The 24,984-nt window shown below is 65.5% G+C and carries 21 protein-coding genes and 1 tRNA gene; 6 read left to right on the top strand and 16 right to left on the bottom strand.

Features of this window, described 5'->3' with window-relative positions:
* Window positions 1-33: 33 nt before the first annotated feature.
* The gene (locus QX128_RS11095) at window positions 34-1,563 is read right to left on the bottom strand and encodes a porin (RefSeq protein WP_316218310.1); all 1,530 of its coding nucleotides are present in this window, start codon (window positions 1,561-1,563) and stop codon (window positions 34-36) included.
* 672 nt (window positions 1,564-2,235) lie between these two features.
* The gene (locus QX128_RS11100; RefSeq protein ID WP_315804010.1) at window positions 2,236-3,765 is read right to left on the bottom strand and encodes a porin; all 1,530 of its coding nucleotides are present in this window, start codon (window positions 3,763-3,765) and stop codon (window positions 2,236-2,238) included.
* Between the two features lie 400 nt (window positions 3,766-4,165).
* Here QX128_RS11100 and QX128_RS11105 point away from each other — a divergent pair, with 400 nt between their 5' ends.
* On the top strand, window positions 4,166-4,687 hold the full coding sequence (locus QX128_RS11105; RefSeq protein ID WP_315804011.1) for a MarR family winged helix-turn-helix transcriptional regulator: 522 nt from the start codon (window positions 4,166-4,168) through the stop codon (window positions 4,685-4,687).
* Between the two features lie 64 nt (window positions 4,688-4,751).
* Here QX128_RS11105 and QX128_RS11110 read toward each other — a convergent pair whose 3' ends face one another.
* Both QX128_RS11110 and QX128_RS11115 read right to left on the bottom strand, forming a co-directional pair.
* Window positions 4,752-5,846: a hypothetical protein gene (locus tag QX128_RS11110; protein WP_316237454.1), complete on the bottom strand. Its 1,095-nt coding sequence runs from the start codon at window positions 5,844-5,846 to the stop codon at window positions 4,752-4,754.
* 586 nt (window positions 5,847-6,432) lie between these two features.
* A complete protein-coding gene (locus tag QX128_RS11115) occupies window positions 6,433-7,962 on the bottom strand; it encodes a porin (protein WP_316237455.1) in 1,530 nt (509 codons plus the stop codon).
* A 747-nt stretch (window positions 7,963-8,709) separates the two neighbouring features.
* Between QX128_RS11115 and QX128_RS11120 the strand changes: the two genes are divergently transcribed.
* A tRNA-Ser gene (locus QX128_RS11120) sits at window positions 8,710-8,803 on the top strand.
* A gap of 132 nt (window positions 8,804-8,935) precedes the next feature.
* Here the strand turns inward: QX128_RS11120 and QX128_RS11125 are convergent.
* The 9 genes from QX128_RS11125 to QX128_RS11165 all read right to left on the bottom strand — a co-directional run bounded on the left by QX128_RS11125 (window position 8,936) and on the right by QX128_RS11165 (window position 17,115).
* Window positions 8,936-9,289, bottom strand: a complete 354-nt coding sequence (locus QX128_RS11125; RefSeq protein ID WP_315804076.1) for a hypothetical protein — start codon at window positions 9,287-9,289, stop codon at window positions 8,936-8,938.
* A 126-nt stretch (window positions 9,290-9,415) separates the two neighbouring features.
* Window positions 9,416-9,682 carry a hypothetical protein gene (locus tag QX128_RS11130; RefSeq protein ID WP_315740271.1) on the bottom strand — a complete coding sequence of 89 codons (267 nt, stop codon included), beginning with the start codon at window positions 9,680-9,682 and terminating at the stop codon, window positions 9,416-9,418.
* 1,393 nt (window positions 9,683-11,075) lie between these two features.
* Window positions 11,076-12,554: an Asp-tRNA(Asn)/Glu-tRNA(Gln) amidotransferase subunit GatB gene (gene gatB / locus QX128_RS11135; RefSeq protein WP_316181893.1), complete on the bottom strand. Its 1,479-nt coding sequence runs from the start codon at window positions 12,552-12,554 to the stop codon at window positions 11,076-11,078.
* Window positions 12,555-12,558: 4 nt separating this feature from the next.
* Complete coding sequence (locus QX128_RS11140) at window positions 12,559-12,855, bottom strand: hypothetical protein (protein ID WP_316237456.1); 297 nt, start codon at window positions 12,853-12,855, stop codon at window positions 12,559-12,561.
* Window positions 12,846-14,321 (bottom strand): Asp-tRNA(Asn)/Glu-tRNA(Gln) amidotransferase subunit GatA, encoded by a 1,476-nt coding sequence (gene gatA, locus QX128_RS11145; protein ID WP_316237457.1) that lies wholly within the window; start codon window positions 14,319-14,321, stop codon window positions 12,846-12,848. Before gatA ends, QX128_RS11140 begins: the two co-directional genes overlap by 10 nt.
* On the bottom strand, window positions 14,318-14,554 hold the full coding sequence (locus tag QX128_RS11150) for a hypothetical protein (protein ID WP_316237458.1): 237 nt from the start codon (window positions 14,552-14,554) through the stop codon (window positions 14,318-14,320). Before QX128_RS11150 ends, gatA begins: the two co-directional genes overlap by 4 nt.
* An 80-nt stretch (window positions 14,555-14,634) precedes the next feature.
* Entirely contained in the window at window positions 14,635-14,922 is a 288-nt protein-coding gene (gene gatC / locus QX128_RS11155) for an Asp-tRNA(Asn)/Glu-tRNA(Gln) amidotransferase subunit GatC (protein ID WP_315804081.1), read from the bottom strand.
* A gap of 120 nt (window positions 14,923-15,042) precedes the next feature.
* Window positions 15,043-16,119, bottom strand: a complete 1,077-nt coding sequence (locus QX128_RS11160; RefSeq protein ID WP_316237459.1) for a nitronate monooxygenase family protein — start codon at window positions 16,117-16,119, stop codon at window positions 15,043-15,045.
* A gap of 9 nt (window positions 16,120-16,128) precedes the next feature.
* On the bottom strand, window positions 16,129-17,115 hold the full coding sequence (locus tag QX128_RS11165; protein WP_316218304.1) for a nitronate monooxygenase: 987 nt from the start codon (window positions 17,113-17,115) through the stop codon (window positions 16,129-16,131).
* Window positions 17,116-17,220: 105 nt separating this feature from the next.
* On the opposite strand from QX128_RS11165, the gene QX128_RS11170 reads away from it, so the two are divergent.
* Window positions 17,221-18,111 (top strand): LysR family transcriptional regulator, encoded by an 891-nt coding sequence (locus QX128_RS11170; RefSeq protein WP_315804084.1) that lies wholly within the window; start codon window positions 17,221-17,223, stop codon window positions 18,109-18,111.
* Between the two features lie 226 nt (window positions 18,112-18,337).
* Entirely contained in the window at window positions 18,338-19,273 is a 936-nt protein-coding gene (locus QX128_RS11175; RefSeq protein WP_316237460.1) for a cyclase family protein, read from the top strand.
* 46 nt (window positions 19,274-19,319) lie between these two features.
* Here the strand turns inward: QX128_RS11175 and QX128_RS11180 are convergent, their stop codons facing one another.
* Window positions 19,320-20,909 carry an ABC-F family ATP-binding cassette domain-containing protein gene (locus QX128_RS11180; RefSeq protein ID WP_316237461.1) on the bottom strand — a complete coding sequence of 530 codons (1,590 nt, stop codon included), beginning with the start codon at window positions 20,907-20,909 and terminating at the stop codon, window positions 19,320-19,322.
* A gap of 171 nt (window positions 20,910-21,080) precedes the next feature.
* On the opposite strand from QX128_RS11180, the gene ruvX reads away from it, so the two are divergent.
* Together ruvX and QX128_RS11190 are read left to right on the top strand one after the other, a co-directional pair.
* Window positions 21,081-21,566 carry a Holliday junction resolvase RuvX gene (gene ruvX, locus QX128_RS11185; RefSeq protein ID WP_316237462.1) on the top strand — a complete coding sequence of 162 codons (486 nt, stop codon included), beginning with the start codon at window positions 21,081-21,083 and terminating at the stop codon, window positions 21,564-21,566.
* Window positions 21,567-21,569: 3 nt separating this feature from the next.
* The gene (locus tag QX128_RS11190) at window positions 21,570-22,493 is read left to right on the top strand and encodes an AEC family transporter (protein ID WP_316237463.1); all 924 of its coding nucleotides are present in this window, start codon (window positions 21,570-21,572) and stop codon (window positions 22,491-22,493) included.
* Window positions 22,494-22,502: 9 nt separating this feature from the next.
* Here the strand turns inward: QX128_RS11190 and QX128_RS11195 are convergent, their stop codons facing one another.
* Together QX128_RS11195 and QX128_RS11200 are read right to left on the bottom strand one after the other, a co-directional pair.
* Window positions 22,503-23,327 carry a CPBP family intramembrane glutamic endopeptidase gene (locus tag QX128_RS11195; RefSeq protein ID WP_316237464.1) on the bottom strand — a complete coding sequence of 275 codons (825 nt, stop codon included), beginning with the start codon at window positions 23,325-23,327 and terminating at the stop codon, window positions 22,503-22,505.
* Window positions 23,324-24,967 carry an acyl-CoA dehydrogenase family protein gene (locus tag QX128_RS11200; protein ID WP_316237465.1) on the bottom strand — a complete coding sequence of 548 codons (1,644 nt, stop codon included), beginning with the start codon at window positions 24,965-24,967 and terminating at the stop codon, window positions 23,324-23,326. Before QX128_RS11200 ends, QX128_RS11195 begins: the two co-directional genes overlap by 4 nt.
* Between the last annotated feature and the right edge of the window lie 17 nt (window positions 24,968-24,984).

Raw genomic sequence — 24,984 nt, forward strand, 5'->3', positions numbered from 1 at the left:
ATTCGCTACTCCCTGCTCCCTATTCGCCTCTCATCACCAGTTGCGCTGAGCGCGCAGCAGCAGCGAGACCGAATCCTGGTCCTTCAGCTGATAGGTCGTGGCCGGTTTGGCAACCGCCGCAACCGCCGGCGCATTGGCGACGCCCGCGAACTTCTGATCCAGCCGGGTCCAGGCGACGTCAGCCGAGAAGGTCAGATTCTTGACCGGCGTCCAGCGCGTGATCACACCCAGAGTCGAGATGTTGAAGTCCGGGTTGCAGTTCGCACCGACGATGCCGAGAGCGACCATACCCGCACCGTTGCAGATCAGGCCCTTCGCTGTCGCATTATAGCGCACGGCGCTCCATGAGCCGTACACCGCGGTGTTCCAAGCCGGATCCCAGTTGTGGGTGAAGGCGCCGCGGACGCCGTAGGTCGTCGTCAGCTGCTGCTGGGTATTCGCCCCGAACACCGAATCCGACACGCCCGCGAAGCCCAGGCTCTGGAAAGCGCCGGCCATGTTGCTGCCGCCGTACATCGCGTAGTTGATCGGCGCGAGGCTCTGGAAGTTGTAGCGGCTGGCACCGTTGGTGTAGACGCCCTGCAGATTGATGGTGTCGCCGGCGCCGGTCGGGATATTCTTGATCGACAGGGCGAGCTGACCGGCGTAGCCCCATTTGTCGGCGGGATGCCCGGTCGTCTCGTTGGCACCGAAGAAGGCGGCGTGGTTGTCGTGCGCCGCGAAGGACGCCTGGAACAGGCCCCAGGCCTGATCGACGCGCACCATGCCGACGATGTCGGGCGCGACGTTGCCGCCGAAATTCGACGTACCATAGCTGCCGGTGAGCACGCCAGCGGCCGTCTGTCCCGCCGTATTCCAGATCTGCGACTGCGAATACTGCGTCGCATCCTGGGCCGAGATCGCGGCCGTGATGCCCGAGCCGAAGTCCGCGGTATAGGTGAACTGGTTGACGCCGGTGATGGTGCCGCCGCCGCCGGTCAGACCGTCGAAATTGTTGCCGGGGTAGTTGGCCCAGGGTGCGTCGAACTGCGACACGGCCTTACCCATGGTGAAGCCGGCGAACTGGATGAAGGCATAGAAGACGCCGATCCCGCCTTGCGCGATGTTGCCGTCAGCCTGCGCTCCAGGCGCGCCCGCCGTCGAATAGGCGGTTGCGCCCGTGGGGGAGCCGGTCCCGGCATAGCTGCCCCCGGTCCACTGGAAGACACCGTCGAAGAAGGTGCGCACGACGCCATATTCGGTCGCGGTGCGGGTGTCGATGTTGAGGTCGGCACGCGAACGCGTCGTGTAGTAGTTGCTGAGACGATTTCGCCCGCCGGCGACGCCGTTCACGGCATTCTGGAAGATCGTATTCGTACCGAAGCCGGCCTCGGCACGCAGGTAGCCGCCGAGCTTGATGCAGGTGTCGGTACCCGGAATGTAGAAAAATCCGGCGCCGTACATCGAGCAGACCCTGACATACTCGACCGCTTTGGCCTTGATCGGAAGGTCGGCGGCCTGAGCCCCACCCATGGCGAGCAACGCCGCCCCTGAGCCCAGAACAAGGCTCCTCACAGTCTTCATACTAACCTCCAAATTGCTCAGTTCAGACCGGCCCGGCTCGACATCGAACGACCGCCCCAACGGTCAGCCCGTCTCCAGCTGCACCACAGTGCTCGCGCATAGCGTTGCAGTGGGAACGATCGCGAGGCAGAGTTGGTGCTTTATCGGACCATTCTCGTGACCGGCCGGATCACGCATGTGGCGCGGCCGCGGCACGGCACACGGTCGCCAGATCCCCAAGAGTAATGTGTCAGGGAAGACTTTCGCCGCCGAATGCGTGTCGCGCTCGTGGCGGGAATGCAGCAGGACGCGCGTCGAGAAGCGCGGCGAGCGCGAGGCTCCAATTTTCTGGCTCTGTCATCCCGGCGATCGTGACACGGGCCCTCGCCTGCCCGGGATCACGCAGGCCAAGCTTGGCTCAAACGTGCGGTCGAACCGAGCGCCCGCCGACCGCCTCTCACGCATGTTTGAGCCGGATGGCCACGAGGCGGTCGCGAAATTCCCTCCAGATCGCACTCCGTCGCGTGGCCGCGCGGTGTGGTTCTCGGGCGGGTCTGCAGCATGTTTGTCAGCGCCAGAGCGGAGCGGCGAGGAATGCGGATCTCGGCGCCGGAGCACGCGCTGGCGAGGCAAAGAAAAACCCCCGGCAGTTGCCTGCCGGGGGTTCGTCAAACCGTCGTCAGACGATCTGAATCAGAAGTTGCGCTGAGCGCGGAGCAGCAGCACAGCCGACTGCTGATCCTTCAGCTCGTACACCGCGGCCGGCTTCGCGACAGCAGCAGCAGCCGGAGCGGTGACCGAACCGGAGTGCTTCTGGTCGAGCCAGGAGTAGGCGAAGTCAGCCGAGAAGGTCAGGTTCTTGACCGGGGTCCAGCGCGTGATCAAGCCGAGGGTGGCCAGATCGAAGTCCGGATTACAGGTCGAACCCGCGTTGAAGGCCGCGACAACGCCCGGGCTGGTGCAGATCAGGCCCTTGGCCGTGCCGTTGTAGCGGACGGCAGCCCACGACCCGTAGATCGCAGTGTTCCAGGCCGGATTCCAGTTGTGGGTGTACGCACCGCGCATACCGTAGGTCGTGGTCAGCTGCTGCTCACCACCGGTCGTGAAGACCGAGTCGCCCACACCGGCAAAGCCGATGCTCTGGTAGGCGCCAGCCAGACCCGTGCTGCCGTACATCGCGTAGTTGTTCGGCATCAGGCTCTGGATGTTGTAGCGGCTCGCACCGTTGGTGTAGACGCCCTGCACGTTGATCGTGTCGCCAGGTCCGGTCGGGATGTTCTTGATCGACAGGGCCAGCTGAGCCGCCCAGCCCCACTTGTCGGCCGGGTGGCCGGAGGTCTCGGACGCGCCGTAGTAAGCGACGTGGTTGTCATGCGCCGCGAACGACGCCTGGAACAGACCCCAGGCCTGGTCGACACGGACCATGCCGACGAAGTCCGGAGAGACGTTGCCACCGTAGTTGCTGGTGCCGTAAGCACCACCGATCACGCCAGCCGCCGTCGAACCCGCCACGTTCCAGAGGTTGTTCTGGTAGTAGGCGCTCGCATCCTGAGCCGAGACCGAGGCCGTGATGCCGGAGCCGAAGTCAGCAGTGTAGCTGAACTGATTGACGCCGGTGACCGTGCCGCCGCCGCCGGCGAGACCGTCGAAGTTGTTGCCCGGATAGTTGACCCAGGGCGTGTCGAACTGCGACACAGCCTTACCCATGGTGAAGCCGGCGAACTGGATGAAGGCATAGTACACGCCGACCGAGCCCTGCGCGATATTGCCGTCGGCCTGTGCGCCCGGCGCACCAGCGGTCGAGTAAGCGGTCGCACCGGTGGCCGAACCCGTGCCGGCATAGCCGCCGGAGGTCCAGCTGAAGGTCAGGTCAGCGAAGGTACGGACCACGCCGTACTCGGTCGCCGTGCGCGTGTCGATGTTGATGTCCTGACGAGCGCGGGCCGTGTAGTAGTTGCTCAGGCGGTTATGCGCACCACCCTGGCCGCTGTACGTGCCGTTGAAGTCGCTGTTCGTGCCGATCGCCGTTTCAGCACGGAGATAGCCACCGAGCTTGATGCAGGTGTCGGTGCCGGGAATGTAGTAGAAGCCCGCACCATACAGGGAGCAAACCTTCACATACTCGACCGCTTTGGCCTTGATCGGAAGGTCGGCCGCCTGAGCCGCGGACATGGCGAGCAGAACTGCCGCCGAGCCGAGGACAAGGCTCTTAACCGTCTTCATTTAAACCTCCAAGTTGCTCTTTTGAGAAAGAACCGGACCAAGATCCCCCAGGACGATCCGCTTCCTCTGCTCCCGAAAAACCGCTTCAGCCGCTTCGCGCCATCGGACACACCCGCATCACGCGAGGGACTTAAGCGAACCACCTGTCACGGGACGATCGAGTAACCCCCCACCGTCGTCAGGAACTATGCCTTCGCTCATTCGGTAAGCAAAATAGTTTATGCAGTCAGGTAATTGAATGAAGCCGAAATGTGTCTTGAGGGCAACACAATGGCAGCTTGTTGTGCAGCGCACGGGGGACGGCGCATGTCCTCCTAGATAAGTGATTTTGTTGCGGATTTTTTTTCTTTAGGGTCGAGCTTCGTACTGGAACTCCTGAGCAATGGCGCCCTTGAAGAACATGTCTGCCGCACCTGTGGAAGCGGACGCGCAACCGCAGACTGCCGAACATCTGCCGAAGAATCGCGACGCCATTCTTCGCTTCGCCAGGGAGATCTCCACGATCAACGTCCATCTGGAGGAGCTGAGGTACTTCTGGGCCAAGCGAATCGGCATCAGTGGCCCGCAATGGATGATCCTGATGGCGATCTCCGAGCTGGATCAAGGCGAGGGAGTCGCCGTGAATGCGGCGGCCAAGCGGCTGCACGTCGACCCTTCGTTCGTCACGACGCAGTCGAAGCTGCTGGAGAAGAAGGGCTTCATGGAACGCAAGCCCGCGCCCAACGATGCGCGCGTGGTCCGGATGTCGCTCACCACCAAGACATCGGAGCAGTTCGCCGAGCTGGAAGCCCAGCAGGCGCAGATCTTCAGCTTCATCTTCGAGGAATTCGACGCTCGCGAGCTGGCGACGTTCACGGACAAGCTGGCTGGCCTCAAGGACCGTTTCGAGAAGGCCAGCGCGCGACTCACGATGGGGCTCTGAGGCCCCCGAGGCGACCACGGCCCAATCGCCTCTTACAGGCAGCGGGCCCAGATATGTGGTCGCATCAGCCAGGAGGCCGCTGAGACCCCGCCAGGCGCCTGGCGATCCAGTCAAAGACGAAGGCATCGGCTTCGAGCCAATCGGCGCCCGCGCTGGAGACGATCTTCAGAGTGATATCCGGGTGCTCGCGCTTGATCTGCGCGATCAGCCGGGTTGCGATGTCGGCTCGAAGCCAGCCACGCTCCGGCACCGCCACCAGCAGCGGACACATGATCTGCCGCGCCGCCAGCCCTTCCGTCGCGATCGGCGGCCTGCCCCGCTCGCCCGCACCGGGTCGGCGCGACAGGAAGACGCGCTCGTGAATATCCCACAAGCCGGCGTCGCAGACCGCCGCAGCATAACGCGGATCGAGTGCGATGCCGCGCGCGACGAAGGACGAACTCCAGTCATCGGCCAGGATCGCGATCCGGCCTTCGTCCACGTCATCGCGGGACGTCACGTAGTCCGTCACGCTCGCGATGGCTGATTCGAGATCGCGACGGCCGACGATCTCCTCGAAGCGGCAGTCCGGTCCGCTGCCCAGCAGATCGACCACCAGCAGCGCCAAGCCGCGCTGCTCCGCACGGGCCGCAAGCTTGAACAGCGACGTTTCCTTGCGACGGCCGGGCTCACCGATGCAGATGACGGTGGGCGCCCTGCCCGCCTCGCCACGCGCCGGCAGGAAATAGGCTTCGAGCGGATAGTCGGCGCGCCAGTGGATCGTGACGACCTCTCCCTGCGGATCGGCACAGCGCAGGAATTCGCGCGCACATTCGCGCATGCGGGACAGCACGACGTCCTGGCGGGAACGCGAGCTGCTGAACGGACAGGCCGCAGCCTCATAACAATCCACTGCTCGCGACCATTTGCGAAACGCCAGCTCGGGACGGCCGCTGCTCATGGCGTCGGCGGCGGCAGCCTTCATGGCGTCCGCGCATTGCATCCACTCGCGATACCAGGACTCGTCGTCGCTGGCGTCGATCCGCTGCGCAACCGCCAGACATTCCGCAAGATCCGCGCAGCCTTCCGGCCGCGCCTCCAGCAGCCGCGTGATGGCGCCCGCCAGATCGTCTTGCTCGGACCACGGACGCAGCACTCCCACAGAGCCTTCCGAACTCATCTTTGGACTCATTCCTCACTGGCGTGACGGTGTGGCCCCGTCATCTGACGGTCATGGTGACCATCCGGCATTTCCCGGTCAAGCCGATGCACAACGATTTTTGGTGAGACGATGGATGTATGCGCTGATGGCACGCGCCTACGGAGATCACGCTGAGGCTCTGCAATCGAGAGGCAACGTCAGATCTTGGGTGCCGAGGAGATCCCGATGTGAAAAAGCCTCCGGCGGGGCATCGCCGGAGGCTTCCTGGAGTCTAACATCGTATGATCGTCGTCTTGCGTCTGCGGTGTCGTCCTCACGAGGACGAATGATTACTCAGGCATGAGAAAATTAGCTTATCAACTCATCTGTTTTCAACACCATTTTTAAAAAAATACCAGCGTGCAGCCAACCTACTGAAACGAATGCGACTTTCGAGCTACAGGCAATCGAAGCTCTGCTCAATTGGCTCGATCCATCGATCTGGCATCGATCGCTTCTCGAGCGCACCGGACCCGGAGTCACTCCGGAATGAGCGCCCGCACACAAGCAAAAACCCCCGGCAGTTTCCTGCCGGGGGCTCTTGAACCCGATCAGACGATCAGGATCAGAAGTTGCGCTGAGCGCGGAGCAGCAAGGACACCGAGTTCTGGTCCTTGAGCTGATAGACCGCAGCCGGCTTGGAAGTCGTGGTCGTAGCCGGGGAAACAATGTTGCCCGAGTACTTCTGGTCGAGGTTGGTCCAGGCCACGTCGGCCGAGAAGGTCAGGTTCTTGACCGGGGTCCAGCGGGTGATCAAGCCCAGCGAGGAGATGTTGAAGTCGGGGTTGCAGGTGAAGCCTGCGCCCGCGATCGCACCCATCGCCGCGCTGCCGCAGATCAGGCCCTTGGCAGTGCTGTTGTAGGACACGGCAGCCCACGAACCGTAGATCGCGGTGTTCCAGGCCGGGTTCCAGTTGTGGGTGTACGCACCGCGCATACCGTAGGTCGTGGTCAGCTGCTGCTCACCGCCGGTCACGAAGACCGAGTCGCTGACGCCAGCGAAGCCGAGCGTGCCGTAGACACCAGCCGTGCTGCTGCCGCCGTACATCGCGTAGGTGGTCGGCACCAGGCTCTGAGCGTTGTAGCGGCTCGCACCGTTGGTGTAGACGCCCTGGATGTTGATGGTGTCGCCGGGGCCGGTCGGGATGTTCTTGATCGACAGGGCCAGCTGAGCAGCCCAGCCCCACTTGTCAGCCGGGTGACCGGTGAGCTCGGTGGCGCCGTAGTAGCCGGTGTGGTTGTCATGCGCCGCGAACGACGCCTGGAACAGACCCCAAGCCTGGTCGACACGAACCATGCCGACGATGTCCGGAGACACGTTGCCACCGAAGTTGTTGGTGCCATACGAGCCGCCGATGATGCCGGCCGCGGTGATGCCCGACACGTTCCACATGTTCGTGGTGTAGTACTGGCTCGCGTCCTGCGCCGAGATCGCCGCAGTGATGCCCGAGCCGAAGTCGGCGGTGTAGGTGAACTGGTTGACACCGGTCACGGTGCCGCCGCCGCCCCACAGGCCGTCGAAGTTGTTGCCCGGGTAGTTGGTCCAGGGCGCGTCGAACTGCGACACGGCCTTACCCATCGTGAAGCCGGCGAACTGGATGAAGGCGTAGTACACGCCAATGCCGCCCTGAGCGATGTTGCCGTCGGCCTGAGCGCCAGGAGCGCCAGCCGTCGAATAGGCAGTCGCGCCGGTCGCCGAGCCCGAGCCAGCGTAGGTGCCGCTGGTCCAGGTGAACGTCAGGTCAGCAAAGGTGCGGACCACGCCGTACTCGGTCGCGGTGCGCGTGTCGATGTTGAGGTCCTGACGAGCGCGGCTGTAGTAGTAGTTGCTCTGGCGGTTCATGCCGCCGGCAACGCCGTTGACCGCGTTGTTGTACTGGCCGTTGCTGGCGAACGACGTTTCAGCACGCAGGTAACCGCCCAGCTTGATGCAGGTGTCGGTGCCGGGGATGTAGTAGAAGCCAGCGCCGTAAAGCGAGCAGACCTTCACATATTCGACCGCCTTGGCCTTGATCGGAAGGTCAGCTGCCTGAGCCCCGGACATGGCGACGAGAGCGGCCGCCGAGCCCAGGACAAGGCTCTTGATCGTGTTCATAATGTTAAACCTCCAAGTTGCTCAGTCAGGGAAGGTTCCGCCTCCGCTGGGTGAGAGACACCCTTGGGGTTGGACCCGTTATCCCTCTTCGACCCGTCGCTCAGCCGCTTCGCGCTATCGGACACACCCGCATGAACGCGAGGGACTTGAGCGAACGACCTAAACGGGACGACGTCGGGATGCCCCCCTTCGTCGTGCGAGCAGAATTACCGAAGGCCTTTGCACACGCAACAAAGGAACCATCATTGCGGCGCCCAAGCGGCGCCTTTTCGGACCGGTGTTGCACAAAAGGCACGGAACCGTGGTTCTGCGGGAACACCTAAGTCGCTGTTTATGTTGTCGTTTTGTCACAACGCAATTTGAGGTGCTTAAGGCCGCGAGCACTCGCCCGCCCGGAACCCGCCCCAAGTCAGGCGCCGGGGCCGTGAATCCAGCCACGCGCTGAACGAGAATCGGGCTGGAGGACGCTGGCGTCTGCGTCCCCTCCCGCCGGCCGCCTTTGCTGCAGACGACCCTCTATATTAGGGGTCCTCCGCGTCAGGGATCATCGAGAGGGCTCGCACCGCCCGTCGACTTCGACGCGTACCGCGGCCGATCAAACGGCAGGTCCAGCCCGGATCGATGAGCCGAAGGTGAAGACCACCGCCCGCACCGGTCCGGCGAAGCCGCGGCCCTGTGAGGATTTCGAAACCGCATGCAATCTGCCGCTTGCGGCTCAGCGCGGCGTCGGGCATACCGACCGTCGCCGGAGACGTGGCCGAGTGGCTGAAGGCGGCGGTTTGCTAAACCGTTATAGGGTTGTAAAGCCCTATCGAGGGTTCGAATCCCTCCGTCTCCGCCAGCCGCCCTTGGGCGCGGCCAACAGCCCCCTCCCCCCAGATCATCCGCATCAAAGCCGAGCCGTTCACGCACCTGCCGGATCGCAACGGAGCGTGGCCGTCGTGATCACGGTTGCCGCTCGATCCCGCGCGGTTCAATCGAACAAGCCACGGCTGATGTTGATCACGAAGGCGGCGGGCACGCCGATGATGGTGCCGACGAACCCATAGCCGAGCGCAGCCCACCATGACGCTGCGCCTCCTGCTCCCATCGCGGCACCATAGATGGCGCCGAGACCGGCACAGAGGGCGGTCACCACGACGAGGCGGCGGTCATTATGGGCCTCGACCCGCAGACGCTTCAACTCGCGCCGGCTTTGCACCGCAGGCCCGGCCGGCTCGGTCGATCCACAATGCGGGCACGCCACTGCGCTGAAGGAGACGCCGCTGCCGCAGTCATGGCAGTCGATCAGCTCTTGCCGCCGCGCCTGTCGCCGTGCCTGGCCCATGCCGTCAATCCCGCTTGTCTGCGTCACACCGAACGACAGATAGGAGATTTATGGGCGCGCGACGAGGCCCGCTTCCGACGAGAATGAGCGATCGGGCGAGATCCGCCAAGCCGCGGCTTGGCTCGCTCAGTGCGCGGTCATCCAGGCGCGCGCCTCGCGCTGCGCGGTCGCGATCTCGGCGTCCGACATCTGCTCGGCGACCTCGCGGCGCATGGCCACGGCATCGACGCGGCCCCTGAGGGCGGCGAGATTGAACCATTTGTGCGCGGCGATCAGATCGACCGCACCGTCGCGACCGCTCGCATAGAGCATGCCGAGCTCGAACAGCACATCGCCGCTGGCGCCCTGCTCCGCGGTGGTCACGTCATCGAAATTGAGTTGTCCCTGAAACATCGTCGCTCTCCTTCGCTTCGAGGAGGCGGCTGGTCACCCGAGCACGCCCCCGTCCAGCTGTTCAACGCCTGGTTATCCCCATGCCGTCTCGCGGCTTATGCGCGAAGGATGACCGATCAAGTTTGAAAGGCAGTTTAAACATCGTGCTGAACGAGCCCTGAACGCGGAACCCCGCATTTTCCCGGGCCGGGTTCAATGCATTGATTCGAAATGGATTTTTCAACCCGGCAAAGAGCGGTTTACCGTTCTGTTTGGCAAACTCATAACCATCCGCGAAAGCGCCTCACCGCGCTGGCGCGAAGCGCACCACGCCGCTGGTCAACAGCCGCATCGCGACTGGACACGTCTCGACAGCACGTGCGGGAGATTGCGCAGCGCGAGCACGCCTGCGCCGAGCTGCTGATGATGCTGTTCGTCTATGGGGAGGTTGGAGGCACACAGTCGCCAAGGGCGCGGTGCTCAGGGATCGAGGGCGTCGGCGAACACGTCAGGATCAGATCCCACTCTGGCTGATAGCCGCTCGTGAGATTGCAGACCGGAAACGCGATCTGCACCGAACGAAGAAATCCTGTTTCTTCTGCCGGACCGCACCGCGAGCGAAGCCGCTCTCGAGTTCGATCCGACCGTTGACCTGATGTCTCGCCGACACCCTCTATCGTCTGTTGGAGCTTCAGGAGATCCGCCCGGCTCTCGAGGAGCCATGCAGACCTAACGTTCCAACGACGTGCCGGCATCAGCTGCCGGACTCATCTCGCAGAGGACTGCGAGAGTTACTTCTTCTTGGCGACCTTCTTGGTCTTCTTGGCAGTCTTCTTCGCCGCGGTCTTCGCGACCTTCTTCACTGCCTTCTTCGCCTTCTTCGCTTTCTTGGCCATGTTGCCCTCCGATGTGAGATGGCTTAGTCGATGCGTGCACTCGGGAATCGAGCTGCACTCCTCATCGATACACCAACGAGTGAAAAAAAACAGCTTCCGGCTTAAGGAAGTGTTGACAGGCGCGCGCGCACGCGGCTGGCGCAACGCGCGAAGCAGCGCATCGATCGATCGCGAAAATCCAAACGTCGCTCTGCGCAAGGCCGCGATCGCAACTAATCGCGATTGCGCAAAAAGCCTGTGCTGCAAGTATTTTTCTGAGCGACTGAACGGCACGTCGCACGCGGCGACGCCGGCGTGTCGGCGTGCAGACTCGCACCGCGAGAGCAACGCGCGGACTCTGAGTCGTAAATTTTGGCAACGAAAAAATTTTCATTGCACACGCCCTCGTGTGCGTTCGAACGCTCGGCAATGGTGGCTTTTTTGCGAATCGCACGCGGCGATTCGCCGGACCGCGGCGCCAAAACAAAACGGCGCGCACCCTCGTGCGCGCCGCCGGAACGAAGACGAGCGAGCGTCGTTCAGATGCCGAGCTTGCTCTTCAGGAGATCGTTCACCGCCTGCGGGTTGGCCTTGCCGCCCGACGACTTCATCACCTGACCGACGAACCAGCCGGCGAGCTGCGGCTTGGCCTTCGCCTGCGCGACCTTGTCCGGATTGGCGGCGATGATCTCGTCGACGACCTTCTCGATCGCGCCGAGATCGGTCACCTGCTTCATGCCGCGGCTCTCGACCAGCTCGCGCGGGTCGCCGCCTTCGCTCCAGACGATCTCGAACAGGTCCTTGGCGATCTTGCCGGAGATCGTGCCTTCGCCGATCAGCGCGACGATCGCCGCGAGCTGAGAAGCCGAGACGGGCGACGACGCGATGTCACGGCCTTCCTTGTTCAGCCGGCCGAACAGCTCGTTGATCACCCAGTTGGCGGCGAGCTTGCCGTCGCGCGCCCGGTCGGACAGCGCCTCCAGGACGGCCTCGTAGAACGCAGCGCTCTCGCGCTCGGCGACCAGCACGGAGGCGTCGTAGGGCGACAGGCCGAAATCCGCGATGAAGCGCGCCTTCTTCTGGTCCGGCAGCTCCGGCAGCGCCGCCTTCAGCTCGTCGACGAAGGACTGCGAGAACTCCAGCGGCAGCAGGTCCGGGTCCGGGAAGTAACGGTAATCATGCGCCTCCTCCTTGGAGCGCATCGAGCGCGTCTCACCCTTGTCGGGATCGAACCGGCGGGTCTCCTGCTCGATCGTGCCGCCGTCCTCGATGATCTCGATCTGGCGCCGCGCCTCGGCCTCGACCGCCTGGCCGATGAAGCTGATCGAGTTGATGTTCTTGATCTCGCAGCGGGTGCCGAGCGGCCCGCCCGGCTTGCGCACGGAGACGTTGACGTCGGCGCGCAGGGATCCCTTCTCCATGTCGCCGTCGCAGGTGCCGAGATAGCGCATGATCGAGCGCAGCTTGGTCACGTAGGCCTTGGCCTGCTCGGCGTCGCGGATGTCAGGCTTGGAGACGATCTCCATCAGCGCCACGCCGCAGCGGTTGAAGTCGATATAGGACAGCGACGGCGACTGGTCGTGCAGCATCTTGCCCGGATCCTGCTCGATGTGCAGGCGCTCGATGCCAACAGTGGCGGTCCTGCCGCCGTCGAGCTCGACCGTGACCTCGCCCTCGCCGACGATCGGGTCCTTGTACTGGCTGATCTGGTAGCCCTGCGGCAGGTCGGGGTAGAAATAGTTCTTGCGGTCGAACACCGAGCGCAGGTTGATCTTGGCATTGAGCCCGAGCCCGGTGCGCACGGCCTGCCGCACGCACTCCTCGTTGATGACCGGCAGCATGCCCGGCATCGCCACGTCGACCAGCGAGACGTGGCTGTTGGGATCGCCGCCGAAGGCGGTGGAGGCGCCCGAGAACAGTTTCGACTTCGAGGTGACCTGGGCATGGATCTCCATGCCGATCACGACCTCCCAGTCGCCGGTGGCGCCCTTCATCAGCTTGCCGCTGGTTGCCGTCATGGCTCTAACTCCCAAGCAGTGCGGAGACGATCCGCTCGAATTCGATAACCAACGCATCTTTCGCGACCGGCTGCCCGGCCTGGCGATACCAGTAGCCGGCATTGCCGAGGTCGCCCTCGACGCGATGCAGATGTGCGTGCGCCCAGGCCGCGTCGCGGCCGGGCTCGTCCTGAATGATCTTGTGCGCCCGGTCCCAGTCGCCCTTCGCCAGCCACCACAGGCCGGTGAGCACCGGCGTCAGGCCGGCCGCGGGCGCGTCGCCCGCGAGGCTCGTCTTGAAATCGGCGACGCTTACCACCACCGAACCGGCGTGAAGCGTCCCGCCGCCTGCTCGATGACCTCGCCGAGCGAGAACAGCGTCTCCTCGTCGAACGGCCGGCCGATCAGCTGCAAGCCCAGCGGCAGCCCCTGGCTGTCCTTGCCGGCGGGCACCGCGATGCCCGGCAGGCCGGCCATGTTCACGGTCACCGTGAAGATGTCGTTGAGATACATCTCGACCGGATCGGCGCCGCCCTTCTCGCCGATGCCGAAGGCGGCCGACGGCGTCGCCGGCGTCAGGATCGCGCTCACGCCCTGGGCGAAGCAGTCCTCGAAATCCTTCTTGATGAGGGTCCGGACCTTCTGCGCCCGGATGTAATAGGCGTCGTAATAGCCGGCCGACAGCACATAGGTGCCGATCATGACGCGTCGCCGCACCTCGGGCCCGAAGCCCTCGGCCCTTGTGTTCTCGTACAGCTCGCCAATCGACTTGCCGGGCACGCGCAGACCGTAGCGGACGCCGTCGTAGCGGGCGAGGTTGGAGGACGCCTCGGCCGGTGCCACGATGTAATACGCCGGCAGCGCATATTTGGTGTGCGGCAGCGACACCTCGACGGTTTCTGCGCCGGCGGCTTCCAGCCACTTGCGACCCTCGCTCCAGAGCTTTTCGATCTCGGCCGGCATGCCGTCGAGCCGATACTCCTTGGGGATGCCGATCTTCATGCCCTTCACGGACTTGCCGATCGCGGCCTCGTAGTCCGGCACGGGGATGTCGACCGAGGTGGTGTCCTTCGGGTCGTGGCCGGCCATCGAGCGCAACAGGATCGCCGCATCGCGGGTCGAACGCGCGATCGGGCCGGCCTGGTCGAGCGAGGAGGCGAAGGCGACGATGCCCCAGCGCGAGCAGCGGCCATAGGTCGGCTTGATGCCGACGGTGGCGGTGAACGCCGCGGGCTGGCGGATCGAGCCGCCGGTGTCGGTCGCGGTCGCGCCCATGCACAAGAGCGCCGCCACCGCCGACGCCGAGCCGCCGGACGAGCCGCCCGGCACCAGCGTGGTGTTGGAGCCCTCGCGGCGCCAGGGATTGCCGACCGGGCCGAAGCACGAGGTCTCGTTGGACGAGCCCATCGCGAACTCGTCATTGTTGAGCTTGCCGAGCATGACGGCGCCGTCGCGCCACAGCTGCGAGGTCACGGTCGACTCGTAGGTCGGGACGAAGTTGCCGAGGATCTTCGAGCACGCCGTGGTACGGACGTCCTTGGTGGCGAACAGGTCCTTGATCCCGAGCGGAATGCCGGCCAGCGGCCCGCCCTCACCCCTGGTGATCTTGGCGTCGGCGTCGCGCGCCATCGCGCGCGCCTGGTCCGGCGTCTCCATCACGAAGGCATTGAGCGCCCGCGCCTCCTCGATCGCCTTGAGATGGGCGTCGGTCAGCTCGAGCGACGTGAAGGTCTTGCTCGCGAGACCCTTGCGGGCCTCGGCGAGCGTCAGCGAAGTCAAATCGGTCATTTGTTGATCGGGCTGCAGAAGAACGGGGAGAGCGTCTTGTCGTCGTCGGCGTCGTCCGCGAAGAACTTGTTCTTCGCAGGGGAGGCTTTCTTGGTATTGGCGGCCGCTTCGAGCTGGTCGAGGATCTCGTTGACGGCCTTGTCCGGGTCGGCGGCCTTGCCCTGCCGCTCCATGGCGTCGAGATAGTCCATATAGGCCTTGTAGGCCGCTTCATCGTCGCAGAGCAGGCACATCGGCGTTGGCTCGCTTGTCGGTTTGAAGGAGCGGATCACGCGCGACGGGCGCGCGGACCTGCCTCGGCTATTCCACCTGGCTATTCCACGACCTTCGGCACGAGAAAGAAGTTGTTCTCGGTCATCGGCGCGTTCTTGACGATGTCGTCGGCGATGTCGCCGTCGGTGACGACGTCCTGGCGCTTCTTCATCGCCATCGGGGTCACCGAGGTCATCGGCTCGACGCCCTCGACATTGACCTCCGAGAGCTGCTCGACGAAGGCCAGCATCGCATTGAGCTCGCCCTGCAGATGCGGGACCTCGGCGTCAGTGACAGCGATCCGCGCCAATTGCGCGATCTTGCGGACGGTGGCGGCATCGACCGACATTATATAGGGCCTCACGGGAAACAGTGAACCCGCCCTATAGCAGAGCCGGCTTTCGCGCCGCAACCGGCAGCCTCCGGACTTTCCCAGGGCACCGCCCCGCCCGTGACGCCGCCTTTGGCGTCAGCCCGCCAGCTTCGCAAGCCGCGCCAGCGCCTGTTCGGCCAGCGTCCGCGTCAGCTCGGCCCCCGGCAGCTCGCGGCCGAGCGGCAGCGCCTGCCCGGCCCAGAGATTGGTGAAATCGACCTTGCCCTGCTTCTCCGCGGCCGCCTTGAGCGGGCCGAGCGCGGTCGCGGCATGAGGAAACGCCGGCGCGTCCGGCGAGATCGGCCCGACCTCGCGCATCACCCGGTTGGCGACGCCGCGCGCGAGCCGGCCGGTCATCACGTTGGTAATAACGGTGGATTCGTCATCGGCGGCGGCAAGTGCGGCACGCGCCAGCACGCTGACCTTGGATTCGGGGCAGCGCAGATAGGCGCTGCCGATCTGCACGCCGGAGGCGCCGAGCGCGAACGCCGCGGCGATGCCGCGCGCATCGGCGATGCCGCCCGCCGCGATCACCGGGACATCAACCGCATCGACGATCTGCGGCACCAGCGCAAACGTCCCGACCTGCTCGGCGAGCTTGTCGGTCAGGAACATGCCGCGATGGCCGCCCGCTTCCGCACCTTGCGCGATGATGACGTCGGCGCCGTTCCGCTCCAGCCACACCGCCTCGCGCACCACGGTCGCGGACGCCATCACGACCGTGCCTGTCGCCTTCACGCGGGCCAGCAGCGACGGCTCGGGCAGGCCAAAATGGAAGCTGATGATCTCCGGCTTCAACTCCTCGACGACGGCGCACATCGCGGCATCGAACGGCGCACGGTTCGCGGCCGGGACCGGAGCGTCGGGATCAACGCCGTACTCTTGATAATATGCGCCGAGCCGCTTCTTCCACCCGGCCTCACGTGCCGCGTCGGCCTCGACGGGCGTGTGGCAGAAGAAGTTCACATTGATCGGCGCCGAGACGCGCTGGCGGATGATGTTGACCTGCTCGCGGGCCTTGTCCGCCGAGAGCATCGCGCAGGGCAGCGAGCCGAGCCCGCCGCCTCGCGCCACCGCGATGACGAGATCGGCGTCCATCACGCCGGCCATCGGCGCGAGCACGATCGGGTGCTCGGTCTTGACGAGATCCAGGAAGCGGCGGTCGGGCCACATGATTTGCTCCTATTGCTTGGCGAAGACGGCGGACGAGTTGCGCCGCCCTTGCAGGATCTGCTCGGCCTCATCGACGATGCGCGCGACGATCTCGGCGGCCGGCGGGATATCATGGATCAGGCCGACCGCCTCGCCGGCAATGACCGCGGCGATGTCGAAATTGCCTTCCGCCCTCGCCTTCACATAGTCGGCCGACACGCGCTCGACCTGCTGCAGCAGCTCGACCTCGCGCGCTATCCAGCGCCGCGCATGGTCGTTGACCAGGCAGCGTCCGGTAAACGGCGCCGGCCAGACATTGTTGCGCGACAGGTCGAAGACGATGCCGCGCACGGTCTCGCCTGATTTTGCCGCGCATATGCGGCGCTTGGCTTCGTCTGCACCGGCAGCTTCCTGGCTGGCATAGAAGCGCGTGCCGAGCAGCACGCCATCGGCGCCGAGCGTGAGCATCGCGGCAAGACCGCGGCCATCGGCGAGACCACCGGCGGCGGCCACTGGCACGCGACCGGCTGCGAGATCGATGATGGCCGGCACGATGTCGAGCGTGGTCCGCGAGGCGCCATGGCCGCCTGCTTCGGTTCCTTGCGCGATCAGGACATCGGCGCCGGCCGCGATCGCCTGCTCGGCCATGGCCTCGTCCTGCACCTGGCAGATCAAGCGCGCGCCCGCCTGCTTGATCGCCGGTGCAAAGCGCCGGGGATCACCGAACGACAGCATCACGGCGGTGGGCTTGGCCGCAAGCGCGATCTCGAGCAACTCCGGCTGCTTCGCCAGCGACCAGGTGATGAAGCCGATGCCGAACGGCGCACGCAGGCCATCGAGCTTCGCTGTCTCCTGCATGAGCCAAGCGCGGTTGCCATAGCCGCCGCCGAGAATGCCGAACCCCCCGGCACCGCTGACGGCGCGCACCAGCCGCGCATCGGCAATCACATCCATCGGCGCCAGCAGGATCGGATGATCGATGCCGAGCCTCTCCGTCAGCGCGGTTCTCAGCGGCATGAAGACTCTCCTGCGCTCTGGACGCGGACATTAGGCGCGGGTAGCATTCTCTGAAAATGAATAGTTGAGAACTCTGCCATCGCAGATTCAAAACGGAGAGCGGCCATGGAACTGAGCGACCTGCAGACCTTTGCCGCGGTGGCGCGCGCCGGCGGCATCACGCGCGCCGCGGAGGTGCTCAACACGGTCCAGTCCAACGTCACGCAGCGGATCAAGGCGCTGGAAGCCGAGATCGGCACCGCGTTGTTCGAACGCCACAGCCGCGGCATGACCCTGACCGGCGCCGGACAGCGCCTGCTGCCCTACGCCGATCGCATCGCGGCGCTGTCGCGCGAAGCGGTTCTCGCCGCGCGTGACGACGGCGAGCCGCAGGGGCCGCTGATGATCGGCTCGATGGAGACGACCGCCGCGGTGCGCCTGCCGACGCGGCTCGCCGACTTCCATCGCCGCTTTCCCGCCGTCGCCCTCAGCCTGCGCACGGCGCCGACCGCCGATCTCGTCGCGAGCGTGCTCGACGGCACTCTCGATGGTGCCTTCGTCGCCGGTCCGATCGACCATCCCGATCTCGCCGGCGTCGTCGCGTTCGAGGAAGAGCTGGTGCTGGTGACGGCCCGGCGCTTCGAAAGCCTGTCCGCCTTACGCGCGGCGACCGCGGCGTCGGGACCGACCGCGCTGGTGTTCAGGACCGGCTGCACCTACCGGCAGCGGCTGGAGCAGGTGTTCAACGATTTCGGCTGGCCCGCCGCGTCCCGGATCGAGCTCGGCACCCTCGACGGCATGATCGGCTGCGTCGCCGCCGGCATGGGCGTCGCGCTGCTGCCGCGCGCGGTGGTGACGCGGCACGCGATGAGCGGCAGCGTCGGGCTGCACACACTCGATCCGTCCCATGCGCAGGTCGAGACGCTCTTCATCCACCGCCGCGCGGCGCATCGCAGCAGTGCGCTGTCGGCCTTCATGGAAGGCCTCGGCTGCCGGGATCACGACATCGCGGCGTAAGACGTTCGCCCAGAGATTGTGCACAGGCGTCCCAGCCACAAGACACATTCCACAGCACGGAATCAACGCCACCTCCGCAAAACACTGCCATTTCGACCGATGCGACGTTCGGGCGCTGTGCAGCGCACGCATCCGAAAACATTTTGTCCGGCAGCCCTGCACTACGTTAGGATGCAGCGCTGGCCAGCGCGAAAACAACAAACATCAACATGTCGGAGGAAATGCGATGCGCAACGCGTTCGTGTTGGGCTGCTCGATTGCCATGATGGGTGCGATCGGGACGGCCCAAGCCCAGGACTGGACGAAATCGAAATGGGGGCCGAACGACGAGATCGGCGCGGCCAACTACATCACGCCGGAGCTCGTGGTCAAAGCCGCCTCGCTGGTGAAGACCGGCAAGACCTATCCGCTCGGCATGATCATCGACTCCAAGACCCCCGCCTACCCGCCGCGCTCGTTCAAAATCACGGTGGTGCAGCCGGGACAGGCGGGCATTCCCGGACTCGGGCCCAACAAGGCGACCTACAATGACGACATCGTCGAAGGCTGGGTCGGTGTCGGCAGCCAGATTGACGGTCTCGGCCATCTCGGCGTCGAGCACGTCTATTACAACGGCAACAAGCTGCTCGACTTCGCCGATCCGACCGGCCTGAAGAAGCTCGGCATCGAGAAGGTGCCGCCGCTGGTCGCACGCGGCGTGCTGCTCGACATGGCCGCCTATTATAACACCGACGTGGTCAAGGAAGGCACGGCGTTCAACGTCAAGGAGATCGAGGAGGCCGCCAAGAAACAGGGTGTCGAAATCCGCCAGGGCGACATCGTCATCTTCCACACCGGCTGGCTCGGTCTGATCGGCAAGGACGACAAGCGCTACGGCGCCGGTGAGCCGGGTCTCGGCGTCGAAGGCGCGAAATACCTGACCTCGAAGGGCGTGGTCGCCGTCGGCGCCGACAATTGGGCGGTGGAGGCGATCCCGTTCGAGTCCAACAACCTGTTCGAGGTGCACCAGATCCTGCTCGCGATGAACGGAACCTACATCCTGGAGAACATGGACACCGCTGAGCTCGCCAAGGACAAGGGCTACGAGTTCCTGTTCGTCCTGGGCCAGCCGCGCTGGCGCGGCGGCGTCCAGGGCATGATCAACCCGATCGCGATCCGTTAGCTCATTGAATCGCATCTGCTTTGCGGGCACGGTCTGCCGTGCCCGCTCAGCCATTCACGACGAACTCCCCGGCAATGCCGATCGCCGCAAGAAATGACGGGTCGTGGCTGACGACCAGCAGCGCGCCGTCGAAGTCGCGCAGCGCCCGCTCCAGGATCTCGATCGAGAAAATGTCGAGATGGTTGGTCGGCTCGTCGAGCAGCAACAGCCATGGCGGACGCTCGCCGCCGAACGTGCAGGCAAGGCCCGCGCGCAGGCGCTCGCCGCCGGACAGCGTCTCCACCGTCTGCTCGGCGTCGCGGTTGCGGAATGCGAAGCGCGCGCAGGCTGCATGCGCCGCTTCGGCGCCGAGCGCCGGATGGAGGCGGCGGAAATTGCCGATGATGCTGTCGCTGCGATCCAGCAACGCGACGTGTTGATCCAGCATCGCGATACGCCCGTCGGCGCGCCGGACCGTTCCATCGGTCAGCGGAATCGCGCCGATCGCGGCCCTGAGCAGCGTGGTCTTGCCTGCGCCATTGCGTCCGGTGATCGCGATCCGCTGCCGGCCCCTGACACCGAGCGTCCAGGGACCGAACCTCCTGTCGCCGGCGCTCACGACCGCGTCCTCCATCGCAAGCAGCTCGGTGCCGGCGCCGAGCCCGGTCGGCGGCAGGACCATCGAGAGCGGCGTCAGCACCTCCACATGTTGTCGCGCCTGCTCTGCTCGCTCGGCCGCTTCGGTGATCAAGCGCTCGGCGAGCCGCTGCGATCGCCCGCTGGTCGTCTCGGCCCGCTCGGCTCGGGCGCCCAGCAGGATCCTCGGCGCCGAGCCGGCGGCGGCGAAAGCACGGCCGGCCTTGTCCTTGCGCGCCTTGGCTTCGCGCTGGCGCTGCACGGCGCGGCTGACATCCCGCACATGCGCATCGGCGCGGTCCAGCGCGATCGCTGCACGCGCCCGCGCATCCTCCCGCGCCTGCGTAAACATCGTCCAGCCGCCACCGACGATGTGGACCCCGACCGGGGTAAGCTCCACGATCCGGTCCATCATCTCCAGCAGCGCGCGGTCATGACTGGCGACCAGCACGCCGCCGCGCCAGCGCCGCATCAGCCGGCCGACGGCGTCGCGGCCCTCGGCATCGAGATTGTTGGTGGGCTCGTCGAGCAGCAGCAGATCCGGCGCCTCGATCAGTAGCCGCGCGATGCCGATGCGCGTCCGCTCGCCGCCGCTGAGCGAGTCCATCGAGCGATCGAGCGCAATTCCGGCGAGACCTGCCTCGGTCAGCGCGTCATCGACACGACTGGGCAGGCTCCAATCCGCGCGCGCGAGATCATCGGCAAGATCGGCGTCCTGGCTCTTTCCCGCGACGATACGGTCGATGACCGCAAGGTCGCCGGCCACGCCGAGCGCCTCGTCGACACGCAACCCGGGTTCCCAGTGCTGCGCCAGGAGGCCGAGCGTTCCGCTGCGCGTCACCGCTCCGGCCGCCGGCTCCGAGACGCCAGCGACGATGCGGAGCAAGGTCGACTTGCCGGAGCCGTTGCGGCCGACCAGACCGACGCGTTCGGCGCCGATCGAGAGCGTGAGATTGTCGAAGAGAGGATGACCGTCAGGTGTCGCGGCGGCGACCGCGTCGAGCGTGAGACAGAAGGACATGAGCGACCGTGATGGCAGAGGACACAAAGCGGCGGGCAATGTTGGTCCTGCGATCCACGGCACCACTCCTGTTCACGGTACGATGCTCCATATAGAACGATGGCAGCGGAGCGACAAGCCATGCGCCTGCCGTGCTGGCTCGGGGGATGCACCCGTGCTAAGCGGCGCGCCATGCCCGCTCCCATCCTTCCCCTCATCGAAGCCGCCGGCCGCTGGCCCGAGCGCGGGGCGCTCGTCGGCCTCGATCTCGGCACCAAGACCATCGGCGTCGCCGTGTCGGATCCCGACCGGCGGCTCGCCACCGGCGTCGAGACCATCCAGCGCAAGGCCTTCAAGGCCGATGCTGTCAGACTGCAGGCGATTTGCGCCGAGCGCAAGGTGGTCGGCTTGGTGCTGGGCCTGCCGATCAACATGGACGGCAGCGAAGGGCCGCGGGCGCAATCGACGCGGGCGTTCGCGCGCAACCTCGCGGGCATCACCGACCTGCCGATCGGCCTCTGGGACGAGCGGCTGTCGACGGCCGCCGTCGAGCGCGAGCTGATCGGCATGGATGTCAGCCGCGCCAAACGCGCCGAGGTGATCGATACGCATGCAGCGATCTTCATCCTGCAGGGCGCGCTCGATCGGCTTGCGACCTTGCGCCAGTCCGGTCGCTAGCGCATGAGCCCCGTCGCTGCGGCGCTCGCGCCGGTGTTCCTGCTGATCGTGATGGGCTTCGGCCTGCGGCGCAGCCTGATCCGGCTGGATACGCAATGGCACGGGCTCGAGCGGCTGACTTATTATGTGCTGTTTCCGGCGCTGCTGCTGCAGAGCCTGGTGAAGGCCGATCTCGGCAAGGTGCCGGTCGCAGGCATCGGCGGCGCCCTGTTCCTGGCGATGCTGGCGATGTCGGCGCTGTGCCTCGCGCTGCGGCCGCTGCTCACCCGCTCCGGCATCGATGGTCCGGCTTTCACGTCGATCTTCCAAGGGGCAACCCGCTGGCAGACCTACGTCGCGCTGAGCGTGGCGGGCAGCCTGTTCGGCCCGACCGGGCTCGCGGTGGCCTCGGTCGGCATGATCGCGATCATCCCGATGGTCAACGTATTCAGCGTCGCCGTGCTCGCCCACTATGCCTCGCCGACCCGCCGCTCGATGCGCGAGATCCTCGCCACCATCATCCGCAATCCGCTGATCTGGGCCTGCATCGCCGGGCTCGCACTCAACGTAGCCCATGTGCCGCTGCCAAAGCTCTGGCACGATGCCGCCGATGCGCTCGGCCAGGCCTCGCTGCCGATCGGTTTGCTGGTGACCGGCGCCGGTCTGCACTTCGAGGGCTTGCGGCGCGCCGGCCCGGCCGCCGCGCTCGGCGTCGTGCTCAAGCTGGTCCTGATGCCCCTCCTCGCTATCGGGCTTGCCGGATGGTTCGGCGTCACCGGCCCGAGCCTCGTGGTGGTCGCGATCTGCGCGGCGGTGCCGACCTCGCCGAGCGCCTATGTGCTGGCGAAGCAGATGGGCGGCGATGCGCCGCTGCTGGCGCAGATCATCTCGCTGCAGACCGTGCTGGCCGCGCTGACCATGCCGCTCGCGATCGCCTGGGCGAGCTGAACACCGCGCTCAGGAGTGGCCGCTGGCGAGCCACATGGTTTGCACCGTGGCGGCGAGGTTGTTGAGCCCGTGCAGCACCATGGTCAGATAGGTGGAGTGGGTTCGAGAGCGCAGATAGCCGAACCACACGCCGAGGGAAAACACGTTGAGCAGCGCGAACCAGTCGTACTGGAGATGCAGCACGGTCCACAGCAAGGACGACAGCACGATGGCGCCGGGCACCTGCAGGAAGGTGTCAGACCAGCCGCGATAGAGAAAGCCGCGCGCCATGAGCTCTTCCGAAACCGGCGCCGCGACGCAGAAGGCGATGACCAGCAGCCAGACCACGCCGTCGCCTCTGGCGGTCTTCAGGATGTCCACCATGAAGCTCGACGACGTGTCTCCGCGGCCGGTCAGTTGCGAAACCAGCTCCCAGCATCCCAGGATCACGACCATCCCGACAACGCCAAAGCCGAAATTCTTCCAGCCGGTCCAGCGCAGGCCCAGATAGTCGGCGAACGACATGCGGGTGTGGCGGACGGCAAAATAGATCGGGATCAAAATGGCCGGAACGCCCATGATCGCCGACAGCGAGACCGTGAGCGACCGGCTCGCGATCTGGATCATGGCCAACTGAAACGCGGCCATGCTGTCGATTGGCCCCTCATGGCGCAGCAGGAAATAGACGATCGGAGTCAGCTGGCCGATGAAGAACACGACGATGATGAGGAGGCCCCACAGCAAGGTGCGCCAGAAGCCGAGCGTGCGCGGCTGATGCTGCGCCGGAGCGACCTGCTGTGGCGGGTTGCCCGGATCGAGGGAATCCATCACGGCGGCTTCGGGAGTGTCGGTCAAGGCAGCGCGCGCTCCAGCAAGGTACGGATGTCCGAGGGATCGAGATCGATGGCGCCGTACATGCTCGGATGAACAGCGGAAAGACGCGTCGCGGCGAACAGTTCGGCATGGCGAGGCGTGACCACGTTGAGCGCGGCACAGGCGGCGAGCAGCGCCAGTTTCTCCACCGCGAGCCGGGCAACGCGCTCGGAATCCGGTCGGCGGAAGCTGGTCTCGATGAAAGCGAGCGCCTCCGCCGCACCGGGCAACCCGCTGGTCTCTGCCTTCAGATGCATCAGGACATGCGCGGCAGCCTCCGTCTCGCGCGACAGCGCGCGCAGCACGTCGAGGCACATCACGTTGCCCGAGCCTTCCCAGATCGCATTGACCGGCGACTCCCGGAAGTGGCGCGCGAGAACGCCGTCCTCGACATAGCCATTGCCGCCCAGGCACTCCATCGCCTCATACAGGAACGGCGGCGCGCTCTTGCAGACCCAGTATTTGATCGCGGGCGTCAACAGCCGCATGTAGGCGGCTTCGCTCGCGTCAGCCGGCGTGCGGTCGAACGCGCGGCACAGCCGCATCACCAGCGCCACCGTCGCCTCGACATGGAGAGCCATGTCGGCGAGCACCGCCTGCATCAAGGGCTGGTCGGCGAGATGCTTCTGGAACACGCTGCGATGGCGCGCATGATGCAGCGCATGCGCGAGCCCCGAGCGCATCAGGCCGGCAGACGAGATCGCGCAATCCTGCCGCGTCAGTTGCACCATCTGGATGATGGTGCTGATGCCCCTGCCCTCGTCGCCGACCCGCTCGGCATAGCTGCCTGCGAACTCCACCTCCGACGAGGCATTGGAGCGATTGCCGAGCTTGTCCTTCAAGCGTTGAAACTGGATCGCGTTCACCGCGCCATCCGGCGTGAAGCGCGGCATGAAGAAGCAGGTCAGGCCGGCATCGGCCTGCGCCAGCACCAGGAACGCGTCGCACATCGGCGCCGACATGAACCATTTGTGCCCGGTGATGCGATAGCCATCGGTCGTACGCTCAGCGCGCGTCATGTTGGCGCGCACGTCGGTCCCGCCCTGCTTCTCGGTCATGCCCATGCCGAGCGTCATGCCGCGCTTTTGCCACCACGGCGCAAACGCCGGATCGTAGTCGCGCGTGCCGATGAGGGGCATCGTCCGCGCCAGCAGGTCAGGCTGCGCGGCCAGCGCCGCCACCGAGGCCCGCGTCATCGTGATCGGACAGAGGTGTCCGCTCTCGACCTGCGAGGCGATGTAGAACTTCGCCGCGCGTACCACCTCCGACGCGCCGCCAACAGGATGGCCCCCGGCGGTCCATGTCGAATTGTGCAGGCCGGCCTCGACCGAGCGCGTCATCATCTGATGATAGGCCGGATGAAACTCGACGACGTCCCGCCGAAAGCCCTTGGCGTCGAAGCTGCGCAGCTTCGGCGTGTTCTCATTGGCGAGCCGGCCCTGCTCGGCCATCGCAGCCGAGCCCCATCGCTTGCCGAAAGCTGTCAGCTCCTGCTCAGCCCCGGCACCACCATTGGCCTTGACGGCGTCGGCCAACGGCCGGTCGGCCGTGAACAGGTCGACGTCCTCGAACGGCGGCGACTGGTTTAAGACCTCATGGGTCGCGAAGGAAGACTGCGTCATGGCCGTGCCCTGCAGAG

The organism is Bradyrhizobium sp. SZCCHNR1015, from assembly GCF_032489875.1.
In the GTDB taxonomy this organism is placed as follows: Bacteria; Pseudomonadota; Alphaproteobacteria; order Rhizobiales; family Xanthobacteraceae; genus Bradyrhizobium.